The sequence below is a fragment of the Chryseobacterium sp. AG363 genome (genome assembly GCF_003610675.1).
Lineage (GTDB): Bacteria > Bacteroidota > Bacteroidia > Flavobacteriales > Weeksellaceae > Chryseobacterium > Chryseobacterium cucumeris.
Genome location: NZ_RAQF01000006.1, coordinates 156,947 through 176,699, shown reverse-complemented (window position 1 = coordinate 176,699; position 19,753 = coordinate 156,947). Strand labels below are relative to the sequence as shown.

Below are 19,753 nucleotides of genomic sequence, written 5' to 3'. Positions count from 1 at the left end.
TTATTTGATTTTTTCCAAAAAAATGAAATATTTCCCGAAAACTGATTCAAAATGATGGTTATGAATAAAAAATAACACTATATTCGATAAAAAATAAGATATGAGAAAATTTTATTCCGTTGTTTTTCTGCTGATTACAATAGGTGTTTTTGGTCAGATCAATTATACAATTTCTCCCAATCCATTCAATGAAACAGATGCCATTACGCTTACAGTTCCAGGTGATCAGATTGACGAGTCTGCCTGGGGAGTTTCCAATAATGCCATTTATATGTGGACCTGGTCGTTTGATACCAATTATCAGAACAGTCAGGATTGCCCTACCAATGGTAGCTGGAATAATTCCAATGATCTGAATAAACTGAATTACAATGCCACAACAGACAGCTATTCAATAACATTTACCCCAGCTTCATTTTTCGGAAGAACAGGAATCGGAAGATTTGGGTTTTTATTAAAGGATAAGACGGGATCGCATCAGACTTCACCCGATATTTTTGTAAACGTAGGTACTTTAAACTTGACGCTTACAAATCCATTAGCGAACAGCCTCACTTCAGTTCCTACGGGAAATTCCATTACTATTACGGCGACGGCAAGTACCAATGTTACATTTCAGTTAAAAGCTAACGGAACTGTTGTCAATTCAACAACAACGCCTTCACAATCTTATTCTTACAGTTATACGGTTACTCAGGATGCAAATATGGAACTTGTGGCGACACAGGGAACCAATTCCAAAACGGCAGCATTCATTGTACAGGTTCCGAGAAATGTTGTTTCCCAGGCAATACCCAACTGGATCAAGCAGGGAATCAATTATCATCCGACAGATCCAACCAAGGTGGGATTGGCTTTATATGCTCCGGGAAAAAATTTTGTACACGTCATAGGAAGTTTCAATAACTGGACGGTGAATGATACCTATTTAATGAAAAAAGACACCACAAATCCCGATCTGTACTGGATTGAACTCAATGGAATCACTCCTCAGCAACTTTATACCTTCCAATACAGAACAAATGATTTGAGAAAAGTAGCAGACCCTTATTCCCCACAAATTTTATCTTCTTACGATGACCCGTGGATTTCGGCTTCTACCTACCCGAACTTACCAGCATTTCCTGCCGGACAGGGTTTTGAAGTGTCAACATTTAAAACAGGCCAGACCGCTTATAACTGGCAGGTTACCAATTTTCAGAGACCTGAAAAACAAGATCTGGTAGTCTATGAATTGTTATTGAGAGATTTCACACAAGAAAAGAACTGGCAGTCACTGATTAATAAAATTTCCTATTTAAAGAATTTGAAAATCAATGCTATAGAACTGCTTCCCATCATGGAATTTGACGGAAATCTTTCCTGGGGATACAATACTTCTTTCCATTATGCATTAGACAAAGCCTATGGAACTCCGGAAAAATTCAAAGAATTTGTAGATTTATGTCATCAGAACGGAATTGCAGTCATTCTGGATGTAGCGTTTAATCATGCTACAGGACGCTCTCCTTTAGTTAGACTTTGGAATATTGATCCTGATGGTGACGGCTATGGTGATGTTGCACCGAACAATCCTTACTTTAACCAGGTACCGAAACATTCATACAATGTCTTCAATGATTTTAACCATACAAGTCTTTCAACGCAATATTACGTTGAAAGATGTCTTCAGCAATGGCTTACGGAATATCACATAGACGGATTCCGTTGGGATTTAACCAAAGGATTTACGCAAAGCTGTTCTGAAAATGATGAGGCCTGTACCAATGCCTACCAGCAGGACAGAGTGGATATCATGAAAAATTATGCTGATAAACAATGGGCCATTGATCCCAATTCTTATATGATCTTCGAACACCTGGGAACTGATGCAGAAGAACAGCAATGGGCAAATTACAGAATAGCAGAAGGAAAAGGCGTTATGCTTTGGAATAAACAGACAGATCCTTACAATCAGAATACGATGGGCTATCAGGAAAACAGCAACTACGACCGTATGAATCACAGTCTTCACGGTTTTACCAATATGAGTGCCGTAGGTTATGGAGAAAGCCATGATGAAGAGAGGCTGATGTTTAAAAACCTTACCTATGGTGCTATAAACGGAGGTTACAATGTGAAAGACCTGAATACCGCTCTTGAAAGAATGAAAACTTTCGGGGCAACCTTCTTTACCATTCCAGGTCCGAAAATGATCTGGCAGTTTGGAGAATTAGGTTATGAATTCAGCATCAACAGATGTGCGAATGGTACCATCGACAGCGGATGTAGAACCGATGAAAAACCTGTAGCATTCACTTTAGGATATGATACCAATGCGAACCGAAAAGCAGTCTATGATACATGGGCTAAAATCATCAACATCAGAAACAGTCATCAGGTTTTTAAATCTAAAACTTACAGTATAGAATCCAATAACCTTACGAATGATCCTACTGGTCTTATCACAAGAATTTATGTGTATGATGCAGCTATTACAACAGGAATAAAGAATGTTGTCGTATTGGCCAATTACACGACTTCCGCACAGAATGTAGTGCCTTATTTCCCTTACACTGGTCAATGGCGGAATTTAATGGATAACAGTATTTCGAATATAGTTTCCACAACGGCTCCGATCACTTTACAGCCCGGAGAATTCAGAATCTTTGGAAATTATGCAGGTGCGTTGTCTACTGTAGATACCAATGCGGTCAACAAATTATCTCTTCAGATTGCGGATAATCCGGTTCGCAACGGAATCGCTCACCTCGTTTTCAATAAAGCAAAAAAAGGTGAAATTTCAATTTTTGATATGACCGGTAAAAAACTGGATACTTTCAAACTGGATAAAGAGAGCGGAACTTACGATGCGAAGGTTGATTATCCAGCAGGCACGTATCTTGTGCAGTTGAAATCAGATACAGGAATAGCCATTCAAAAGATGATTATTGAATAAAATAAATTATAAAATAATAAAGGCAAATTTGCGGATCAGCAGATTTGCCTTTTTTTGTAAGTTCAAAAAAATAGTCTACTTTTGCAGTAGATTTATCAAGAAAGGTGGAGGGATTTGGCCCGGTGAAACCTTAGCAACCTACACGGTTCCAGAAGTGTAAAGGTGCTAATTCCAACCCTTTGGGGGAGATAAGTGAAGTCAATATTCTATATAAATTCCATTTCTTGAAGTCTTGTGTATCTGCGGAAAGATCCGTCAGATTGGTAGTATTAATTGGCAAGAACAAAAATGAAAAAATTAAGCACAGCTGTACTATTGCTTGGAGCAATTCTGGTAGCTGCTCAGGAAAGTGAGGAAAAAGGAAAACAGATCGAAGATATCATCATCGTCGGAAACCGTAATGTTAAAAGAACAAAACTGGAGACGCCGGTTCCTGTAGATGTTATCAATATCGATAAAATCCAGAGAAGCGCTCCGCAAATGACCGCTCAGGATCTCCTGAATTACGTGATTCCGTCGTTTAATGCGGTGAGGCAGTCTGCTTCTGATGGCACAGAGCATATTGATCCCGTAACATTAAGAGGAATGGGCCCTGATCAGGTTCTCGTATTGCTTAACGGAAAAAGAAGACATACAACCTCATTGGTCAATTATCAGAATACTGTAGGAAATGGTTCTGTAGGAACAGATTTGAGTACCATTCCCGTAATTGCTATTGATAGAATAGAAGTGTTAAGAGACGGAGCTGCTGCACAATATGGTTCTGATGCTATTGCCGGAGTGATCAACATTATTCTTAAGAAAAATGCCGGAGCTTCAGCAAGTCTTACTTACGGATTAAGCGGAAGAAATGATGGAGATACTTATCAGGCAGGAGTCAACTATGGTACTTCATTAGGAAAAAAAGATGGTTATATCAATCTATCCCTGCAATTAAGCCACAGAGGAAAAACCACAAGAACTCAAAATCACGATCTGGATATTTTCGGCGATAATTTTGCTTATGAATTTGCTGGTGACGCTGAAGCGGTAAAAGCAGCCAGAGCTACGGATGATGCCGAAATTGAAAAAAGAGGGTTGACCCGTGATGATTTTAATTTTCAGATCGGAGATGCCCAGATCAGACAGGGACAGTTGTTTTTCAATTCAGAATATCCTTTTAATGATCATTTTAAACTCTATTCTTTCGGAGGTTTCAGTATTAAAGAAGGAGAAGGGTTTGGTTTCAGAAGACTGCCGAGCGAAAAGTCTAATGTAGTTTCATCCATTTATCCGAACGGTTTTCAGGCGGTTCTTGGGTCTCAGGTATATGATGTTTCCTATGCCGTAGGTGCAAAATATAATGTTAACGACTGGCTATTTGACCTTAGTAACACCTTTGGAAGCAATACTTTCAATTATAATGTAAACAATACGAATAATGCTTCTTTGGGAGCAAAATCTCCCACCCGTTTTTATGCCGGAGCGCATAGTTTTCTGCAGAATACCATTAATCTTGATGTTTCTAAAAATATAAACCGTTTCAATATTGCTTTCGGTGGTGAGTTCAGGTTTGAACAATACCAGATTAAAGCGGGTGACGAAGCATCCTATACCCAATATGACATCAATGGAAATGTTGCCACTGAAGGATCAACAGTGCTTGGTGCAGGCGGATCTCAATCCTTCATCGGATTCTCTCCCAACAATGCCTTGAAGAAAGACAGACATTCCACGGCAGTATATGCAGATGTTTCCTATGATTTGGATAAAAAACTCAACATTGACGCTGCTGCCAGATTTGAAAATTATTCAGATTTCGGAAATACCTTGAATGGAAAACTCGCTGTACGATATGAGTTTGTAAAAAACTATGCGGTAAGAGCCGCTGTTGGGACAGGATTCAGAGCACCATCATTGCAACAGCAGTATTTTAATAATTCCTATGCGGATATTTCTACCTCGGGTTCAAAGATTGTTACCAAAGGAATATTCAGCAACGATAGCGAAGCCGCTAAAATTCTTGGATTTGATAAACTCAAACAGGAAACTTCTGTCAATGCAAGTGCTGGATTTACGCTTAAACCTTTAAACAACTTGACAATTACTATAGATGGATACTGGATCAAAGTAAAGGATAGAGTTGTGATCACCAGCAATATAACAGATAAAAGACTGGATCAGTTTAAGGTAGAAAGCGGAAGATTCTTCGCCAATGCCATTGATACAGAAACGAAAGGAGTAGATGTAGTGGTTTCCTATGACTGGATTCTTGGGAATGGAAAATTAAATTTGAATCTTGCCGGAAACTATACGGAAACAAAAATCACAGATTTTCATTTTCCTGAAAACTTAGGAACGCCTCAGGATCAGTTTTTTGGTCCCGATCAGATCAATATCATTGAAACCCTGTCTCCAAAAACAAAAGCTTCATTAGGATTAAATTATGGAATAGGAAAATTCAGTTTTCTCGTAAGAAATACCTATTTTGGTAAGGTAATAAGAGATGGTTATCCGTTTGGAGACGTGCAGGAATTCTCACCAAAAGTAGTGACAGACATCAGCGTTGGGTATGATATTACTAAAAGTATCAATTTTACAGTAGGAGCCAACAATATATTTGATGTCTTTCCGGACCGCCAGATTTATAAAAATTCATATTATGGAGTATTCAAATATGCGCCTGTACAGATGGGAACGCTGGGGAATTATTTCTTCGGAAGGCTTAATTTTAATTTTTAATCATTAAATGAGTACTTCCTCACATCAGATTGGCTGGAAAACAGCCGCAGCCATCGTCGTTTCCAATATGATCGGAACAGGGATTTTTACCACCTTGGGATTTCAGCTTTCCGATATTACCAACACCTACAGTATTTTCCTGCTATGGAGCATCGGAGGAGTTCTCGCATTGTTCGGAGCTTTTTGCTACGCAGAATTGGGCTCCCATTTTAAAGGAAACGGAGGCGATTTTATTTATCTTAAAGAAACCTATCATCCGATTTTCGGATACCTCATAAGCTGGATTTCGCTCATCATAGGATTTTCCTCTCCCGTAGCGCTGGCAGCTTTGGCTATGTCAAAATATCTTTCTGTATTTGAATATTCTTTTGGAAACGGATTTGCCATAGCCGCGATATTCCTGGTGGCAATTGCATTATCATTCAGCCTGAAAACATCCAGCAGGTTTCACAACTTTTTTACATTCATTAAAATCGCTTTTATTATTGTACTGGTTATTCTTGGAGTAGGAATTTCAAATTCACCGCAGATCGGCAACAGCCTTAATTTCAGTGACAGCTGGCAAAATGAGATCATGCTTCCTGCCTTTGCTACCTCTCTGGTATTTGTGACCTATTCATACACAGGCTGGAATTCAGCTTCCTATATTGCGGGAGAAATAAAGGATGTGCAGAAAAACCTTCCCAAATCATTGATTATAGGAACTGTTTTTGTGACGGTAAGCTATATTCTGGTGAATTATATTATGCTGAAACACGCTCCAGTAAATCAGCTGGCAGGAAAAGAAGATGTGATGGGCGAAGCAGCAGTCAATATGTTGGGTCCGGCTTTTGGAAAAATTGTTAATATTTTTATAGCCCTGCAGCTGATTGCAACCATAAGCGGATACTTGTGGGTTGGCTCAAGACTGACACAGGCTTTTGCAAAACATACCCACATCTGGAAACCATTGTCATCTGGAAATGCAAAAGGAATTCCGGTAAGAGCTATCTTTGCCCATGCTGTGATTGCTGCTATTATTATTTTAACGGGAAGCTTTAAAGAAATTTTTGTTTATACAGCTTTTATACTACAGCTTTTTGCCAGTCTTGCGATTTCGACGGTTTTCTTTCTGAAGAAAAAAGACAGAAAAATCTTTAAGTCGAATGCTTTCCATATTTTTCCGGCAGTTTTTCTTTTGTTCAGTATCTATATCCTCTATTTTACATTCATTCATAATCCTAAGGAAAGCTTGATAGGATTGGGAATTATCGCTGTAGGAATTATTTTATATCTGATAGACAGAAGACTTTCTAAAGGATATCAAACTTAGTTTTGATGATTCAGAAAGGGAATAAACAGATTGGCAAATCTACCTTTTTGTGGTTTTGCATCCTTTATCCCTAATGCTCAAAAATTTATGATGATTTGGAATTTTAATTTTGAATTAATAATCCTTATCTTTGCACCCACAAAATTTCTACAATGTCTAAATCATTAATTCCAAAATTAGAAGCTATAAAACAAAGATATAATGAGGTTGCAGACCTTATTATACAGCCTGATGTCATTTCAGACCAAAAAAGATATTCTTCTTTGAACAAAGAATATAGTGATTTGGGAAAAATTGTAAGAGTTTATGATCAGTACAAAGGCGCTTTGGACAGTATCGCAGAATCTGAAGAAATCATTGCAGATGGTTCAGACAGAGATCTGGTGGATCTGGCTAAAGAAGAAAAACTGGAAGCTCAGGCTAAAATTCCCGGATTGGAAGAAGAGCTGAAAGTATTGCTGATTCCTAAAGATCCTGCAGATGACAAAAACGTTATCGTGGAACTACGTGCCGGAACCGGAGGTGACGAAGCCGCTATTTTTGTGGAAGATATCTACAGAATGTATACCATGTATTTCAAAACAAAAGGATGGAGACATGAAGTGACAGATTCTAACGAAGCAGCGAAAGGATACAAGGAATTGATCATGAAAGTGGAAGGAGAAGGTGTTTACGGAATCATGAAGTTTGAATCCGGAGTTCATCGTGTACAGCGTGTACCTGAGACAGAATCTCAGGGAAGAGTACATACTTCTGCCATTACGGTTGCAGTTCTTCCGGAAGCTGAAGAAGTAGATTTTGAACTGAATCCTGCAGATATTGAAATGCAGACTTCCCGTTCAGGAGGTGCCGGAGGTCAGAATGTAAACAAGGTTGAAACGAAAGTTCAGCTTACCCACAAGCCTTCAGGACTTGTTGTCGTATGTCAACAGGCTCGTTCTCAGTTGGCTAACCGTGAGCTGGCGATGGAAATGCTGAGAACAAAATTATACGATATCGAATTACAGAAAGTACAGGGAGATATCGCAGCACAGCGTAAATCCATGGTTTCTACCGGTGACCGTTCTGCAAAAATTAAAACGTACAATTATCCGCAAGGTAGAGTTACAGACCATAGAATCAACAAGTCTATGTACAACCTTGATGCTTACATGAATGGCGATATTTCTGAAATGATTGATGCCGTAATCATGGCAGAAAATGCAGAAAAGATGAAAGGGGAAGAAGAAAATTACTAAAAATCGAAATAAAATAAAACACAGCCTCTGATTTTTCAGAGGCTTTTTTACATACTAAATACAATTTAAACTATGAAAAACTACAAAATTATTTTCCTGCTATTGCTTTCCGTGATGGGACAGCAGCTGATGGCTCAGACAGAAGTGAAGAAACCCAAAGAAGCCTTTGAACTCTTTTTCGGAACTTTTGTCAATAATGATGAAACAGCTTTGAACAAACTTAACGATTATCTAAGACCTACTGTAGAAGGTCAGAATGCGTATCAGGTTGATTTTAAGGAAACTTCAAAAGAAATGATAAATGGCAGCGTTGAGAATTTTCTGGCTGCTTTCCCAAAAGCCACGGCTTCAGCATGCAAAAAAGAGGCGGAAGAGTATTTTATCGCGATGTTTGGAAACTTTAAAACGGGAAAACTTATCGTTAAAGACGTAAAAGTAGTTCCGAATGAACATGTTGAAGGGCAAAAAGTTGCTGAGATAAACTATTCTGTAAGTTTTCTTGTTCCATCAAAACTGACTTCCGGACCAAAAGGAGATCTGAATAAAATAAAAACGGAAGACCTTAAAAAGTATTTAATTCAGGCAGTTCAGGATTTTAAAAATGCCAATAAGACTGTAACAACAGATCAAAACTTTACTTTATACGAACTTAAAGAAGGAGATAAAATATACTATTGGAATGGAAGTCCGGATGAAATTGTTTCCAATCTTACCGATTTCTATTTTGAAAGTTTTGGAGCTAATGAATAGTCTAAAAGTACCATCATAAAGAATAGAAAAGTCCCAATACAACGGGACTTTTTTTATTTCACATACTTTGCGTATTTTTGAGAAAAACCGATCAGTATGAATTTTAAGCCTATATTGTTAACCGCTGGAGTATTGTTTTCAGCATCTTTTTATTCTCAGAAAATGAATTATCCTAAAGCATTAAAAGGAAACCAGACAGATACCTATTTTGGAACTGCCGTTTCTGATCCTTTCAGAGATCTGGAGAATGACTCTGAACCTACAAAAAAATGGGTGGATGAAGAAGTTGCTTACAGCCAGAATTACCTTTCTAAGATTCCGTTCAGGGATAAAATTAAAAATCAGTTGAAGGAAATCTGGAACTATGAAAAAATTTCTGCACCTTTCAAAGAAGGAGATTATACCTATTATTATAAAAACGATGGTCTGCAGGCGCAATCTGTTTTGTACAGAACCAACAACAAGACCAATGCTACAGAAGTATTTTTAGATCCTAATAAATTTTCAGAAAAAGGAACGACATCTCTTTCCAATCTTTCATTCAATAAGAAAGGAAACCTTGCAGCTTATTCTATTTCCGAAGGAGGAAGCGATTGGAATAAGATCATCATCATCGATGCTGTGACTAAAAAACAGATTGATGAAACTTTACTGGATGTAAAATTCAGTGGAATTTCATGGCAGGGAGACGAAGGCTTCTATTATTCAAGCTATGACAAACCTAAAGAAGGAACAGTACTTTCCGGGATGACGGATAAGCACAAAGTATACTTTCATAAACTGGGAACAAAACAGTCTGAAGATAAATTGATTTTCGGAGGAGATAAGACTCCAAGAAGATATCTTAGTGCAGGAGTTTCTGAAGATCAGAGATATCTTATCATTTCTGCTGCTAATGCCACGAATGGTAATGAACTGTATATAAAAGACCTTAAAAAAGGAGGAGACTTTGTACAAATTATGAGCGGGTTTGACATTAATGCCAGCATCGTAGATACACAAGGTGATGATCTTTTCATTTTTACAGATAAAGATGCTCCGAATATGCGTCTTGTAAAAACTACCATTGCTAATCCGGCTCCTGCAACATGGAAAGACGTAATTCCACAAACTGAAAACGTATTGGGAATCTCTTCAGGGGGAGGATATTTCTTTGCAACCTACATGATTGATGCGATAGACCAGGTAAAACAGTTTGATAAAACCGGAAAATTGGTGAGAGAAATTACTCTTCCGGGTAAAGGAAATATCTCAGGATTCGGAGGAAAAGAAAAAGAGAAAGATGTTTACTTCTCTTTCAGCAATTATATTACACCGGGAACGACTTATAAATTCAATGTAGATTCCGGAAAGTCTGAAGTCTATCAAAAACCTAAAGTGAAGTTTAATCCGGATGATTATGTTTCGGAACAGGTATTCTATACTTCAAAAGACGGTACAAAAGTTCCTATGATGATCAACTATAAGAAAGGAACTAAACTGGACGGTAAAAATCCTACTATTCTTTACTCTTATGGAGGTTTCAACATCAGCCTTCAGCCATCATTCTCTGTTGTCAACGCTATCTGGATGGAAAATGGCGGTATTTACGCTGTTCCAAACATCCGTGGAGGAGGAGAATATGGTAAGAAATGGCATGATGCAGGAACAAAACAGCAGAAGAAAAATGTTTTTGAAGACTTTATCGCTGCCGGAGAATACCTTCAAAGTAAAGGTTATACTTCAAAAGAATACATGGCCCTTTCCGGAAGATCAAACGGAGGATTATTAGTAGGAGCAACAATGACAATGAGGCCGGACCTTGCGAGAGTAGCCTTCCCGGGAGTAGGAGTGTTGGATATGTTGAGGTATAATAAATTTACAGCAGGAGCAGGGTGGTCTTACGATTATGGTACTGCAGAAGACAGTAAGGAAATGTTCGAATATCTGAAATCATATTCTCCTGTACATAATGTAAAAGCAGGAACTTGCTATCCATCTACAATGATCATTACTAGTGATCATGATGACAGAGTAGTTCCGGCACATTCATTCAAATTTGGAGCAGAACTTCAGGAAAAACAAGCATGTAAAAACCCTATTCTTTTAAGAATTGAAAAGAATGCAGGTCACGGAGCTGGAAGATCAACAGATCAGGTGATCAGTGAAAATGCAGATCTTATATCATTTGCTTTATTTGAGATGGGAATAAAGAAATAACTTAAATTTATACCCATAAGAAAGGCCGGACATTTGTTCGGCCTTTTTCTTTTGCTAAATGAAAGAAAAACAGAATATTAACAGAAGTTTCATGTTTCGTTCAAAAAAATTAACTTTACGGGGACAAAAATAATTGGAATGCGAAAGACAATTTCTGTGAAAAAACCGGATTTTAGTGTATTACCTCAGGAAAAAGAGATTTACAATTTTGAAAAAGACGGCCTTGAACTCAAATCATCCTATGAAAAAAAAGATGTAAAAGATGAATCATTAACGCAGACTTCTCCAGGAATTGCTCCCTATCTGAGAGGGCCGTATTCCACCATGTATGTTCAGAAGCCATGGACAATTCGCCAGTATGCCGGATTTTCCACCGCTGAAGAATCCAATGCTTTCTACAGAAGAAACCTTGCGGCAGGTCAGAAAGGACTTTCCGTAGCATTTGACCTTGCAACGCACAGGGGATATGATTCTGACCATTCAAGAGTGGTGGGAGATGTAGGAAAAGCAGGAGTTGCCATCGACTCTGTGGAGGATATGAAAATCCTTTTCAATGAAATTCCATTAGATCAGATTTCAGTTTCAATGACCATGAACGGAGCTGTACTTCCTATTTTGTCATTCTACATCGTAGCGGCAGAAGAGCAGGGAGTAAAACAGGAGTTGCTTTCCGGAACTATTCAGAATGATATTTTGAAAGAATTCATGGTAAGAAATACTTATATCTATCCGCCAGCACCTTCCATGAAGATTATCGCAGATATTTTTGAATACACTTCGCAAAATATTCCCAAATTCAATTCCATTTCCATTTCCGGATACCATATGCAGGAAGCTGGTGCAACGCCTGTACTTGAAATGGCTTACACATTGGCAGATGGTCTTGAATATGTAAGAACAGGAATAAAAGCAGGAATGAACGTAGACGATTTCGCCCCAAGGTTATCCTTCTTCTGGGCAATCGGAATGAATCATTTCATGGAAATTGCGAAAATGCGTGCCGCAAGATATATCTGGGCAACCCTTTTGAAACAGTTTAATCCACAGAATCCAAAATCTCTGGCATTAAGAACCCATTCACAAACTTCAGGATGGTCTTTAACGGAGCAGGAGCCTTTCAATAATATTACAAGAACGGCTATTGAAGCGTTGTCTTCAGCATTAGGAGGAACGCAGTCTCTCCATACCAATGCACTGGATGAAGCTATCGCCCTTCCTACAGATTATTCGGCAAAAATTGCAAGAAATACACAGATCATTCTTCAGCAGGAAAGCGGAATATGTGATGTCGTAGATCCGATGGGAGGAAGTAACCTTGTAGAAAGCCTTACTCAGCAAATGATTGAGGAAGCAATGAGGTATATTGATGAGGTAGAGCAGGAAGGAGGAATGACCAAAGCCATTGAAGCCGGAATTCCAAAAATGAGAATTGAAGAAGCCGCAGCAAAAAAACAGGCTAAGATCGATAGTGGTGAGGAATTTATTATCGGAGTCAATTCATTCAAATCCTCATTGAAGCAGGATCAGATAGAAATTTTAGATATTGACAATACTGAAGTTCGCAGAAAACAAATTGAAAGGTTAAATACGATCAAAGCAGAAAGAAATACAGAAGCTGTTGGGCAAATCCTGAATGACATCCGCGAAAGCGCGAAAACAGGAAAAGGAAACCTTCTGGCTCTATGTATCGAAGCCGCAAGAAGAAGAGTAACCCTTGGCGAAATGAGTGATGCCATGGAAGAAACCTTTGGAAGATATAAAGCAAATATTAAAACAATCTCTGGTGTATACGCAATGAATGCCGGTAAAAACGAATACTTTGAAAAAGCCCTTAATCTGACTCAGAAATTTGAAGAAGAAGAAGGACGCCGCCCAAGGCTAATGGTCGCTAAAATGGGGCAGGATGGACACGACAGAGGCGCGAAAGTAGTAGCTACAGCATTTGCCGATATGGGATTTGACGTAGACGTTGCTCCATTGTTTCAGACGCCGGAAGAAGTGGCTAAGCAAGCGGTAGAAAATGATATTCACATTTTGGGAGTTTCTTCATTGGCTGCAGGACACAAAACATTAGTTCCGCAGGTAGTGGAAGAATTATCTAAACTGGGAGCAGACGATATTACCATCGTTGTAGGAGGAGTGATTCCGCAACAGGATTATGAATTCCTTTATGCTAATGGTGCTGACTTTATTTTCGGGCCCGGAACCAATCTTCCGAAATGTGCAGTGGAAATTTTAGAAAGATTTTTAGAAAAATAAATAGAAAAACTTAATTTCTGTACTGAAATTAAAACATAACCTATGAATCTGAAGAATATAATAAAGCCTACGAGGAAAAAGTTGTTTCTTCTCGTAGGCTTATTTATTATCGCCGGTGCTTTCCTTTTAGCTTCAGGAAAAAATGAATCCATACAAAGCTCAAAAACCGTTGCAGATACTGCTTTGGTTAAGAAACATTTGACAGCACTTACCCAAACAGTGCAATTTAGAAATCATAAAAATATTGACCAGCTGAGTCATATCGCAGATTATATTCATCAGACGTTTGCTCCTTATGGAGACAGTACCGCTTTTCAGGAATATAAAGTAGACGGGAAAATTTATAAAAACGTTATTACTTCTTTTGGAACAGAAAATACCAAACGGATCATTATTGGAGCACATTACGACGTTTGTGGAGATCAGCAGGGAGCAGACGATAATGCCACCGGAGTTACTGCCCTATTGGAGCTCGCTAGAATGTTGAAAGGACAGAAGCTGAAGTACAGAGTAGATCTGGTTGCTTACACGCTGGAAGAGCCGCCTTATTTCAGAACCGAAAATATGGGAAGCTATATTCATGCAAAATACTTAAAAGACAACAAAATTGATGTCTATGGAATGGCCAGTGTAGAAATGATAGGTTATTTCCGAGACGAAAAAGGTTCTCAGGGTTTTCCTATAGGTATTCTTTCCTGGATATATGGTGATCAAGGAAATTTTATTATGTTGGCTAAAAAGATGACTGGAGCAGGCCCATTTGTAAAAAGCTTTATTAAAAATTTTAAAGGCTCAAAGCAGATCAAAACAGAGACGTTCTCTGCTCCCAAATTCGTTGCAGGAATAGACTATTCCGACCATTTGAACTATTGGAATTTTGATATCCCTGCCCTCATGATCACCGATACTTCTTTCTTCAGAAATAAAAATTATCACCAAACTACGGATACTTTGAAAACACTGGATACAAAACGGATGACAAAGGTAATTGATGCCATTTTTCTCAGTATTATTCACCTTAAGTGAAAAAAATATTTTGATTTTCAGAAAAATGTATATATTTGCACCTGAAAATCAAGTTTAACCAATAAAAACAACGAAGCAATGTTCAGAACTAATCAGAATTCTACAGTTGGATTGCCACTTATGGTGGTAAGGCTTCGCGGTTTGGTACATTCTTAGAATAACAGTACAATGAAATATCAGAACCCGAAGTCGTAGAGATTTCGGGTTTTTTATTGCGCAATATTTCAAACTTCAAGTTTCCCCGAAATCTTTTTTTAGTGTCATTAAGGACAAAATAGAAGTAGGACATTCCTCAGAACTATTAAGTCTATTATTAATCCATTCAACTAGTATTTTAGTTGATTAAAAGTTGTGTGAGATAAAAAAACAATTAAGTTTCTATAATCTCACATCATACTTCTGTGAACAATGGAAAATGATAACCTTCTGCATTTCCGCCTGAGAAGCGTAAGAAGCAGAAAAAGAACAATTAGAAAAGATGTAGAAAAGCAGATAAGAACAAAATACAAACGTAGTAGAGAGCTCTGGAAAATAAGAAGAAATCTTCCGTTGATACCATTAGATAAACCTTATCAAAAAGGATTTGTAAGATTCTTTGTCGTAAGGGATGATGTAAAACAATCCAAGGACGGAGATTTTTTCGAAGGAATTTTAAAGAAGATAAATACCTATATGTATTCTGATAACCGAAAATTTCTAAAAAAGAAAAGAAAATTAGGAAGAAAGATATATCTAGAAAGAGAACAGAAGCTCAGGTATATTACTTCATTTTCCTGGAATTATCCAAAATGGGAACTTACCGACAGAGAAAGACAATACTTTGAAAAGAAGGATGACTATTGTCCTGTCCGTAAAATATTCGGAACCTACTACAAATTTACTGAACCATGGAGATTTGTTCTAAGAGTAAAGCCCAATATGATTACCCATTACAAACCCCTGGATTTGGTGCTGGAAAAAGAATATGCAGCGCTGGATTCCTGTTTGGGACAGCATAAGGTAATAGGGATTATTCACAAGACTATTTTATGTAAGTCGAATCCATGGAAAGAAAGGTATCAAAGAGAACTTATCAAAAGCAGGAAATATGTTTCCTGCACAATGTCTGCAACAGAGATTGCAGAAAGCTTACAGGACTTATAAGTCCAACTGTTATTTAAAACAAAAACAATGGGAAATTTAAAACTAAAAGGAAAAGATATATTAAAACTGGGCTATCCAAATAACCAAAGCGTCAACGTAGCATTGGAAGTCATGAAAAGAAATTTTGCAACGAAGAATATTCATCATGTAAAAGCTATTTTAAAGGAGATCCTGCTGAATCCGGAAGAATTTGAAAAAGATCTGACTTTCGGACAAATTGCAGAAACTTTGCTTTCATCCAAAAAAACTGAAAAAAGAATGCTGAATTCACAACGTGCTTCGTTTCAGATTTTTGGTAACAATATCTCAGAAGAGGCAAAAAATCAGTTGTACACAGCTTTGAAACTGCCTGTTTCTACTCAGGGAGCATTAATGCCGGATGCCCACAGCGGGTACGGACTTCCCATAGGAGGAGTTCTGGCAGTGGAAAATGCAGTAATTCCTTACGGAGTAGGGATGGATATTGGTTGCAGAATGAGCCTTAGTATTTTGGATACACCGGTTTCATATCTTGAAGGAGCAAGAGATAAATATGAAAAAGCGCTTGCTGAGCATACAAAATTCGGAATGTATGAAACGCATAAATCTCACATAGATCATGAGATTTTCGACAGAGATACATTCGATATGATCCCGATCTTAAGAAGATTAAAGGGAAAAGCCATCAAACAGATGGGATCCTCAGGCGGAGGAAATCACTTCGTAGAATTCGGGGAAGTGGAAATCACTGAAGAGGACGAACAAATTGGTCTCCCAAAAGGAAAATATCTGGGAATACTTTCTCACAGTGGCTCAAGAGGCCTGGGGGCAGAAATAGCACAATATTATTCAAGAATGGCGACAGAACAATGTCCGTTACCAAAAGAAGCACAAAACTTCGCATGGCTGGATTTGAGTACCCATCTTGGATTGGAATACTGGACGGCAATGAACCTTGCCGGAGATTATGCTTCAGCCTGTCATGATGATATTCACAGAAGGCTTGTAAAAGCAGTTGGTGGAAGAATGAAAGCCAGAATTGAAAATCATCACAACTTTGCCTGGAAAGAAATCCATAACGGTAAAGAAGTAATCGTTCATCGAAAAGGTGCAACACCTGCCAATGAGAATGAATTGGGAATAATTCCGGGATCTATGACCGCAAAAGGGTTCATCGTTCGCGGTAAGGGAAATCCTGAATCCCTGAATTCAGCATCACATGGTGCAGGAAGAGCTCACTCACGAGGAGAATGCAGAAGCCTTTTCACTCAGCATGATATCAAAAAAGAGCTGAAACTTAAAAATGTCACATTGATGGGCGGAAATGCAGAAGAAGCACCAATGGCCTACAAAGACATCAATGAAGTGATGAATGCACAGTGTGAGCTGGTAGATATTCTGGGAACATTCCAGCCGAGAATTGTGAGAATGGACAAATAATGCGCCTCATACTTTATAACCTTACAGGTTTCAAAAACCTGTAAGGTTTAATCAGAAAATATTGAAAAACAAAAAATGGGAGCACCACATAACATAAAACGATACGGTGAAGTCTGGCCGGAATTCATAATTCAGTCAGGACTCGGAATTTTAGATAAATTAAAAGATAAAGTCATTATATCAGGGGGTTGGGCATGGCATTTTATGTCAGAAACAGGACATACAGAATACAAGCATGCCCATGACCACAAGGATATTGATGTTTTTGTAAAAAAAGAAAATGTAGCAGAAGTAGTTATCATTCTTCAGCAGGAAGGATTCCAGAAAGTCTGGACACGATATGACCATCTGCCGAGTGACGAAAACTTTCGCAGGTATGAAAAAACAGTTGAACTGAAAAATGAAAAACTTTACAGAATTACCATAGACTTCTTTGAAAGAGATGATCTAGAGACAGTAGAAACCAATGGTTTTACCGTTGTGAGGCCTGATATTTTACTTTCTTTTTACAGAAATATTCACTCCAGTGACAAATGCTGGGCAGTGATGGCCGCAAAAGAACTATTACAAAAGGGAATAAATCCGGTTGGAAACCCTTTATTAAGCAAAATGCCAACATAAAAAATGGAAAAATTAATACAGATCACTTCGGGAAGAGGCCCTTTAGAATGCCAGTGGGTAGTAGCCAGGGTTCTGAAGGCCTTTCTTGAAGAGGCAAAACACAATACAATAGAATACGAAATCATTCATCGTGAAAATGGAGATGAAAACCTGACATTAAAATCAGTAACCCTGCTTTTGAAAGGAAAAGACCTAAGCTTGTTTTTAAAAAGCTGGCTGGGAAGTGTTTGCTGGATAGGGAAAAGTACATTCAGGAAGCTCCATAAAAGAAGCAATTGGTTTATCGGAATTTTTGAACTGGAAAATGTAAAAATGACTGATTTCCATGAAAAAGATATCCGGTTTCAGACTGTAAGAAGCCAGGGAAGTGGAGGACAAAACGTAAACAAGGTGAATACCGCTGTACGTGCCACCCATATTCCTACCAACGAAACTGTTTTTGTACAGGATTCCCGTTCACAGCTGGAGAATAAAAAACGGTCTGTGATCAGACTCAAAGAAAAGGTGATGGCAGTTTATATACAACAACTGGAAAGAAAACTAAAAGAAACCTGGTCGATGCAGATGCAGGTAGAGCGCGGAAATCCGGTTCGTACATTCTCAGGGACAGATTTTAAAAAGAATTACGAAGACAAGACATTTAAGAAAAGAAGAAATGCCTTGAAAAATGAATTAAAAAACTACAGAAATGACGTTAACTAAAAGTAAATATTATTTTGAAGCATTAGACTACTTTCCTTTCAACCTTGCTGAATGTATGGATGCGCTGAATTATGCTTTATCCTATGAACCGGAAGATGCGGACAGTCTTTGTCTCATGGGAAGAATATATTCAGAAGAATTAAAGGATTATGAAACTGCCAAAAAATACTTTGATGAAGCCATGCAGAGTAATATTGGGAATATTAATACTCCCAAATATTATATTGAATGTCTTTTGAGTAATGAAGATTATAGAGAAGCAGAAAAACTGATTGAATTTGCTTTGAAACTAAAAGGAATTGATAAATCAGAAATCCTGACCTGTCTTTCTCTTCTTCAGGAGAGAAGCTTTGATTACAAACAGGCTTTGGCAACACTTAAAGAAGCTAAAAAATTTGCTTACAACCGTGCAGCACTCGAAATTATTGAAGACAGAGAAAAACTGGTTAAAGGAAAAGTAACCAGGACAAGAACCGTAAAAAAGGCCGAATAATCTTTTTTTTGATTTATAATAAAAACAGTATGACTACCTCAAAAGTCAAATCATTTGACTTCTGTCATTCTGACGAATGAAGAATCTTATTGATAACCATAAGCGTGAGATTCTCCATTACATTTCGTTCAGAATGACAATTTTGAGGTAGTCTTATTTTTTATTCACGGAGATCAGATAATCATACACCATTTGATGTTGGTCATCAGTAAGCTTGGCCTTCGGAGCCATTCTGCTTAAAGTATTGATCCATCCCTGGTTGTCATGCTTGGTTGGCTCCGGAAGCTTATGGCATTTTGCACAGGAATTTTCAAAAATGGTTTTTCCTTGCGCCAACTGCTCAGATGAGGTGTACTTTGGCCCGGTAACAGCCACACTTTTCGGTCCGCAGGATACCAGAAATGCCGATGCTGCAATACCTGTTAAAATGAATTTTTTCATATCCTAATATTTTTTTGATGATTACTTCTTTACAGAAACAATATAATCATAAACCCATTGATGCTGTTCATCCGTCAATTTTGCCTTTGGAGCCATAGAATTCATGATTCCTACCCATTGCACAGGGTTGTGTGAAGCAGGATCTGGTAATTTATGACATCTTCCGCAAGAGTTTTCAAAAATAGTTTTCCCCTGAGCAATCTGTTCTGCAGTAGAGGTAGAGGTTCCTGCAGTAGTAGCGGACGTAGAAGCTTTCGGCGTACAGGATACAAGCAAAATAGCCGTAAACGAAGCCGCAGCGATGAGTTTTTTCATGTTTCTTCTTTTGATATAAAACAAATGTAATAAATTCCTGAAGCCGTTGATACAGGATATTCTAGTTTTAATTTAGAAGAAATAAAAACTAAATTCATAAAAAATTGATAATTCCAAATAAAGCCAATTTGTGTCTTTTGTGTGATCATTATGATCCAGGTATTGACCATTCACAT

The 19,753-nt window shown here is 38.0% G+C and carries 15 protein-coding genes and 1 riboswitch; of the genes, 13 read left to right on the top strand and 2 right to left on the bottom strand.

Features of this window, described 5'->3' with window-relative positions; all coding sequences use genetic code 11:
* The first annotated feature begins 100 nt into the window (after positions 1-100).
* From DEU39_RS21120 to DEU39_RS21060, 13 genes are all read left to right on the top strand, one after another.
* A complete protein-coding gene (locus tag DEU39_RS21120) occupies positions 101-2,938 on the top strand; it encodes an alpha-amylase family glycosyl hydrolase (protein WP_120233278.1) in 2,838 nt (945 codons plus the stop codon).
* Between the two features lie 89 nt (positions 2,939-3,027).
* Positions 3,028-3,133: riboswitch (SAM riboswitch) on the top strand.
* A 93-nt stretch (positions 3,134-3,226) separates the two neighbouring features.
* Entirely contained in the window at positions 3,227-5,659 is a 2,433-nt protein-coding gene (locus DEU39_RS21115) for a TonB-dependent receptor plug domain-containing protein (protein ID WP_120233277.1), read from the top strand.
* Positions 5,660-5,666: 7 nt separating this feature from the next.
* Positions 5,667-6,971, top strand: coding sequence for an APC family permease (locus DEU39_RS21110; protein WP_120233276.1), 1,305 nt, complete (start codon positions 5,667-5,669; stop codon positions 6,969-6,971).
* 152 nt (positions 6,972-7,123) lie between these two features.
* Positions 7,124-8,209: a peptide chain release factor 1 gene (gene prfA, locus DEU39_RS21105; protein WP_120233275.1), complete on the top strand. Its 1,086-nt coding sequence runs from the start codon at positions 7,124-7,126 to the stop codon at positions 8,207-8,209.
* Positions 8,210-8,281: 72 nt separating this feature from the next.
* Complete coding sequence (locus DEU39_RS21100; RefSeq protein WP_120233274.1) at positions 8,282-8,959, top strand: hypothetical protein; 678 nt, start codon at positions 8,282-8,284, stop codon at positions 8,957-8,959.
* Between the two features lie 96 nt (positions 8,960-9,055).
* On the top strand, positions 9,056-11,158 hold the full coding sequence (locus DEU39_RS21095) for a prolyl oligopeptidase family serine peptidase (RefSeq protein ID WP_120233273.1): 2,103 nt from the start codon (positions 9,056-9,058) through the stop codon (positions 11,156-11,158).
* 138 nt (positions 11,159-11,296) lie between these two features.
* Positions 11,297-13,417 carry a methylmalonyl-CoA mutase gene (gene scpA / locus DEU39_RS21090; protein ID WP_062676050.1) on the top strand — a complete coding sequence of 707 codons (2,121 nt, stop codon included), beginning with the start codon at positions 11,297-11,299 and terminating at the stop codon, positions 13,415-13,417.
* 42 nt (positions 13,418-13,459) lie between these two features.
* Positions 13,460-14,443, top strand: coding sequence for a M28 family peptidase (locus tag DEU39_RS21085; protein WP_120233272.1), 984 nt, complete (start codon positions 13,460-13,462; stop codon positions 14,441-14,443).
* Between the two features lie 408 nt (positions 14,444-14,851).
* On the top strand, positions 14,852-15,586 hold the full coding sequence (locus tag DEU39_RS21080; protein WP_120233271.1) for a hypothetical protein: 735 nt from the start codon (positions 14,852-14,854) through the stop codon (positions 15,584-15,586).
* 27 nt (positions 15,587-15,613) lie between these two features.
* Complete coding sequence (locus DEU39_RS21075; RefSeq protein WP_120233270.1) at positions 15,614-17,005, top strand: RtcB family protein; 1,392 nt, start codon at positions 15,614-15,616, stop codon at positions 17,003-17,005.
* A 75-nt stretch (positions 17,006-17,080) separates the two neighbouring features.
* Complete coding sequence (locus tag DEU39_RS21070) at positions 17,081-17,626, top strand: hypothetical protein (protein WP_120233269.1); 546 nt, start codon at positions 17,081-17,083, stop codon at positions 17,624-17,626.
* Positions 17,627-17,629: 3 nt separating this feature from the next.
* On the top strand, positions 17,630-18,328 hold the full coding sequence (prfH, locus tag DEU39_RS21065) for a peptide chain release factor H (RefSeq protein ID WP_120233268.1): 699 nt from the start codon (positions 17,630-17,632) through the stop codon (positions 18,326-18,328).
* Positions 18,315-18,821, top strand: a complete 507-nt coding sequence (locus DEU39_RS21060; RefSeq protein WP_120233267.1) for a tetratricopeptide repeat protein — start codon at positions 18,315-18,317, stop codon at positions 18,819-18,821. Before prfH ends, DEU39_RS21060 begins: the two co-directional genes overlap by 14 nt.
* 153 nt (positions 18,822-18,974) lie before the next feature.
* Here the strand turns inward: DEU39_RS21060 and DEU39_RS21055 are convergent, their stop codons facing one another.
* Together DEU39_RS21055 and DEU39_RS21050 are read right to left on the bottom strand one after the other, a co-directional pair.
* Positions 18,975-19,262 (bottom strand): c-type cytochrome, encoded by a 288-nt coding sequence (locus tag DEU39_RS21055; RefSeq protein ID WP_034692685.1) that lies wholly within the window; start codon positions 19,260-19,262, stop codon positions 18,975-18,977.
* A gap of 21 nt (positions 19,263-19,283) precedes the next feature.
* Positions 19,284-19,577: a c-type cytochrome gene (locus tag DEU39_RS21050; RefSeq protein ID WP_062676044.1), complete on the bottom strand. Its 294-nt coding sequence runs from the start codon at positions 19,575-19,577 to the stop codon at positions 19,284-19,286.
* Positions 19,578-19,753 lie beyond the last annotated feature (176 nt).

What these genes read in the sequence shown, in the direction of transcription:
- DEU39_RS21120 (WP_120233278.1), top strand. Translation starts at nt 101, where the DNA reads ATGAGAAAATTTTATTCCGTTGTTTTTCTGCTGATTACAATAGGTGTT.
- DEU39_RS21115 (WP_120233277.1), top strand. Translation starts at nt 3,227, where the DNA reads ATGAAAAAATTAAGCACAGCTGTACTATTGCTTGGAGCAATTCTGGTA.
- DEU39_RS21110 (WP_120233276.1), top strand. Translation starts at nt 5,667, where the DNA reads ATGAGTACTTCCTCACATCAGATTGGCTGGAAAACAGCCGCAGCCATC.
- prfA (WP_120233275.1), top strand. Translation starts at nt 7,124, where the DNA reads ATGTCTAAATCATTAATTCCAAAATTAGAAGCTATAAAACAAAGATAT.
- DEU39_RS21100 (WP_120233274.1), top strand. Translation starts at nt 8,282, where the DNA reads ATGAAAAACTACAAAATTATTTTCCTGCTATTGCTTTCCGTGATGGGA.
- DEU39_RS21095 (WP_120233273.1), top strand. Translation starts at nt 9,056, where the DNA reads ATGAATTTTAAGCCTATATTGTTAACCGCTGGAGTATTGTTTTCAGCA.
- scpA (WP_062676050.1), top strand. Translation starts at nt 11,297, where the DNA reads ATGCGAAAGACAATTTCTGTGAAAAAACCGGATTTTAGTGTATTACCT.
- DEU39_RS21085 (WP_120233272.1), top strand. Translation starts at nt 13,460, where the DNA reads ATGAATCTGAAGAATATAATAAAGCCTACGAGGAAAAAGTTGTTTCTT.
- DEU39_RS21080 (WP_120233271.1), top strand. Translation starts at nt 14,852, where the DNA reads ATGGAAAATGATAACCTTCTGCATTTCCGCCTGAGAAGCGTAAGAAGC.
- DEU39_RS21075 (WP_120233270.1), top strand. Translation starts at nt 15,614, where the DNA reads ATGGGAAATTTAAAACTAAAAGGAAAAGATATATTAAAACTGGGCTAT.
- DEU39_RS21070 (WP_120233269.1), top strand. Translation starts at nt 17,081, where the DNA reads ATGGGAGCACCACATAACATAAAACGATACGGTGAAGTCTGGCCGGAA.
- prfH (WP_120233268.1), top strand. Translation starts at nt 17,630, where the DNA reads ATGGAAAAATTAATACAGATCACTTCGGGAAGAGGCCCTTTAGAATGC.
- DEU39_RS21060 (WP_120233267.1), top strand. Translation starts at nt 18,315, where the DNA reads ATGACGTTAACTAAAAGTAAATATTATTTTGAAGCATTAGACTACTTT.
- DEU39_RS21055 (WP_034692685.1), bottom strand. Translation starts at nt 19,262, where the DNA reads ATGAAAAAATTCATTTTAACAGGTATTGCAGCATCGGCATTTCTGGTA.
- DEU39_RS21050 (WP_062676044.1), bottom strand. Translation starts at nt 19,577, where the DNA reads ATGAAAAAACTCATCGCTGCGGCTTCGTTTACGGCTATTTTGCTTGTA.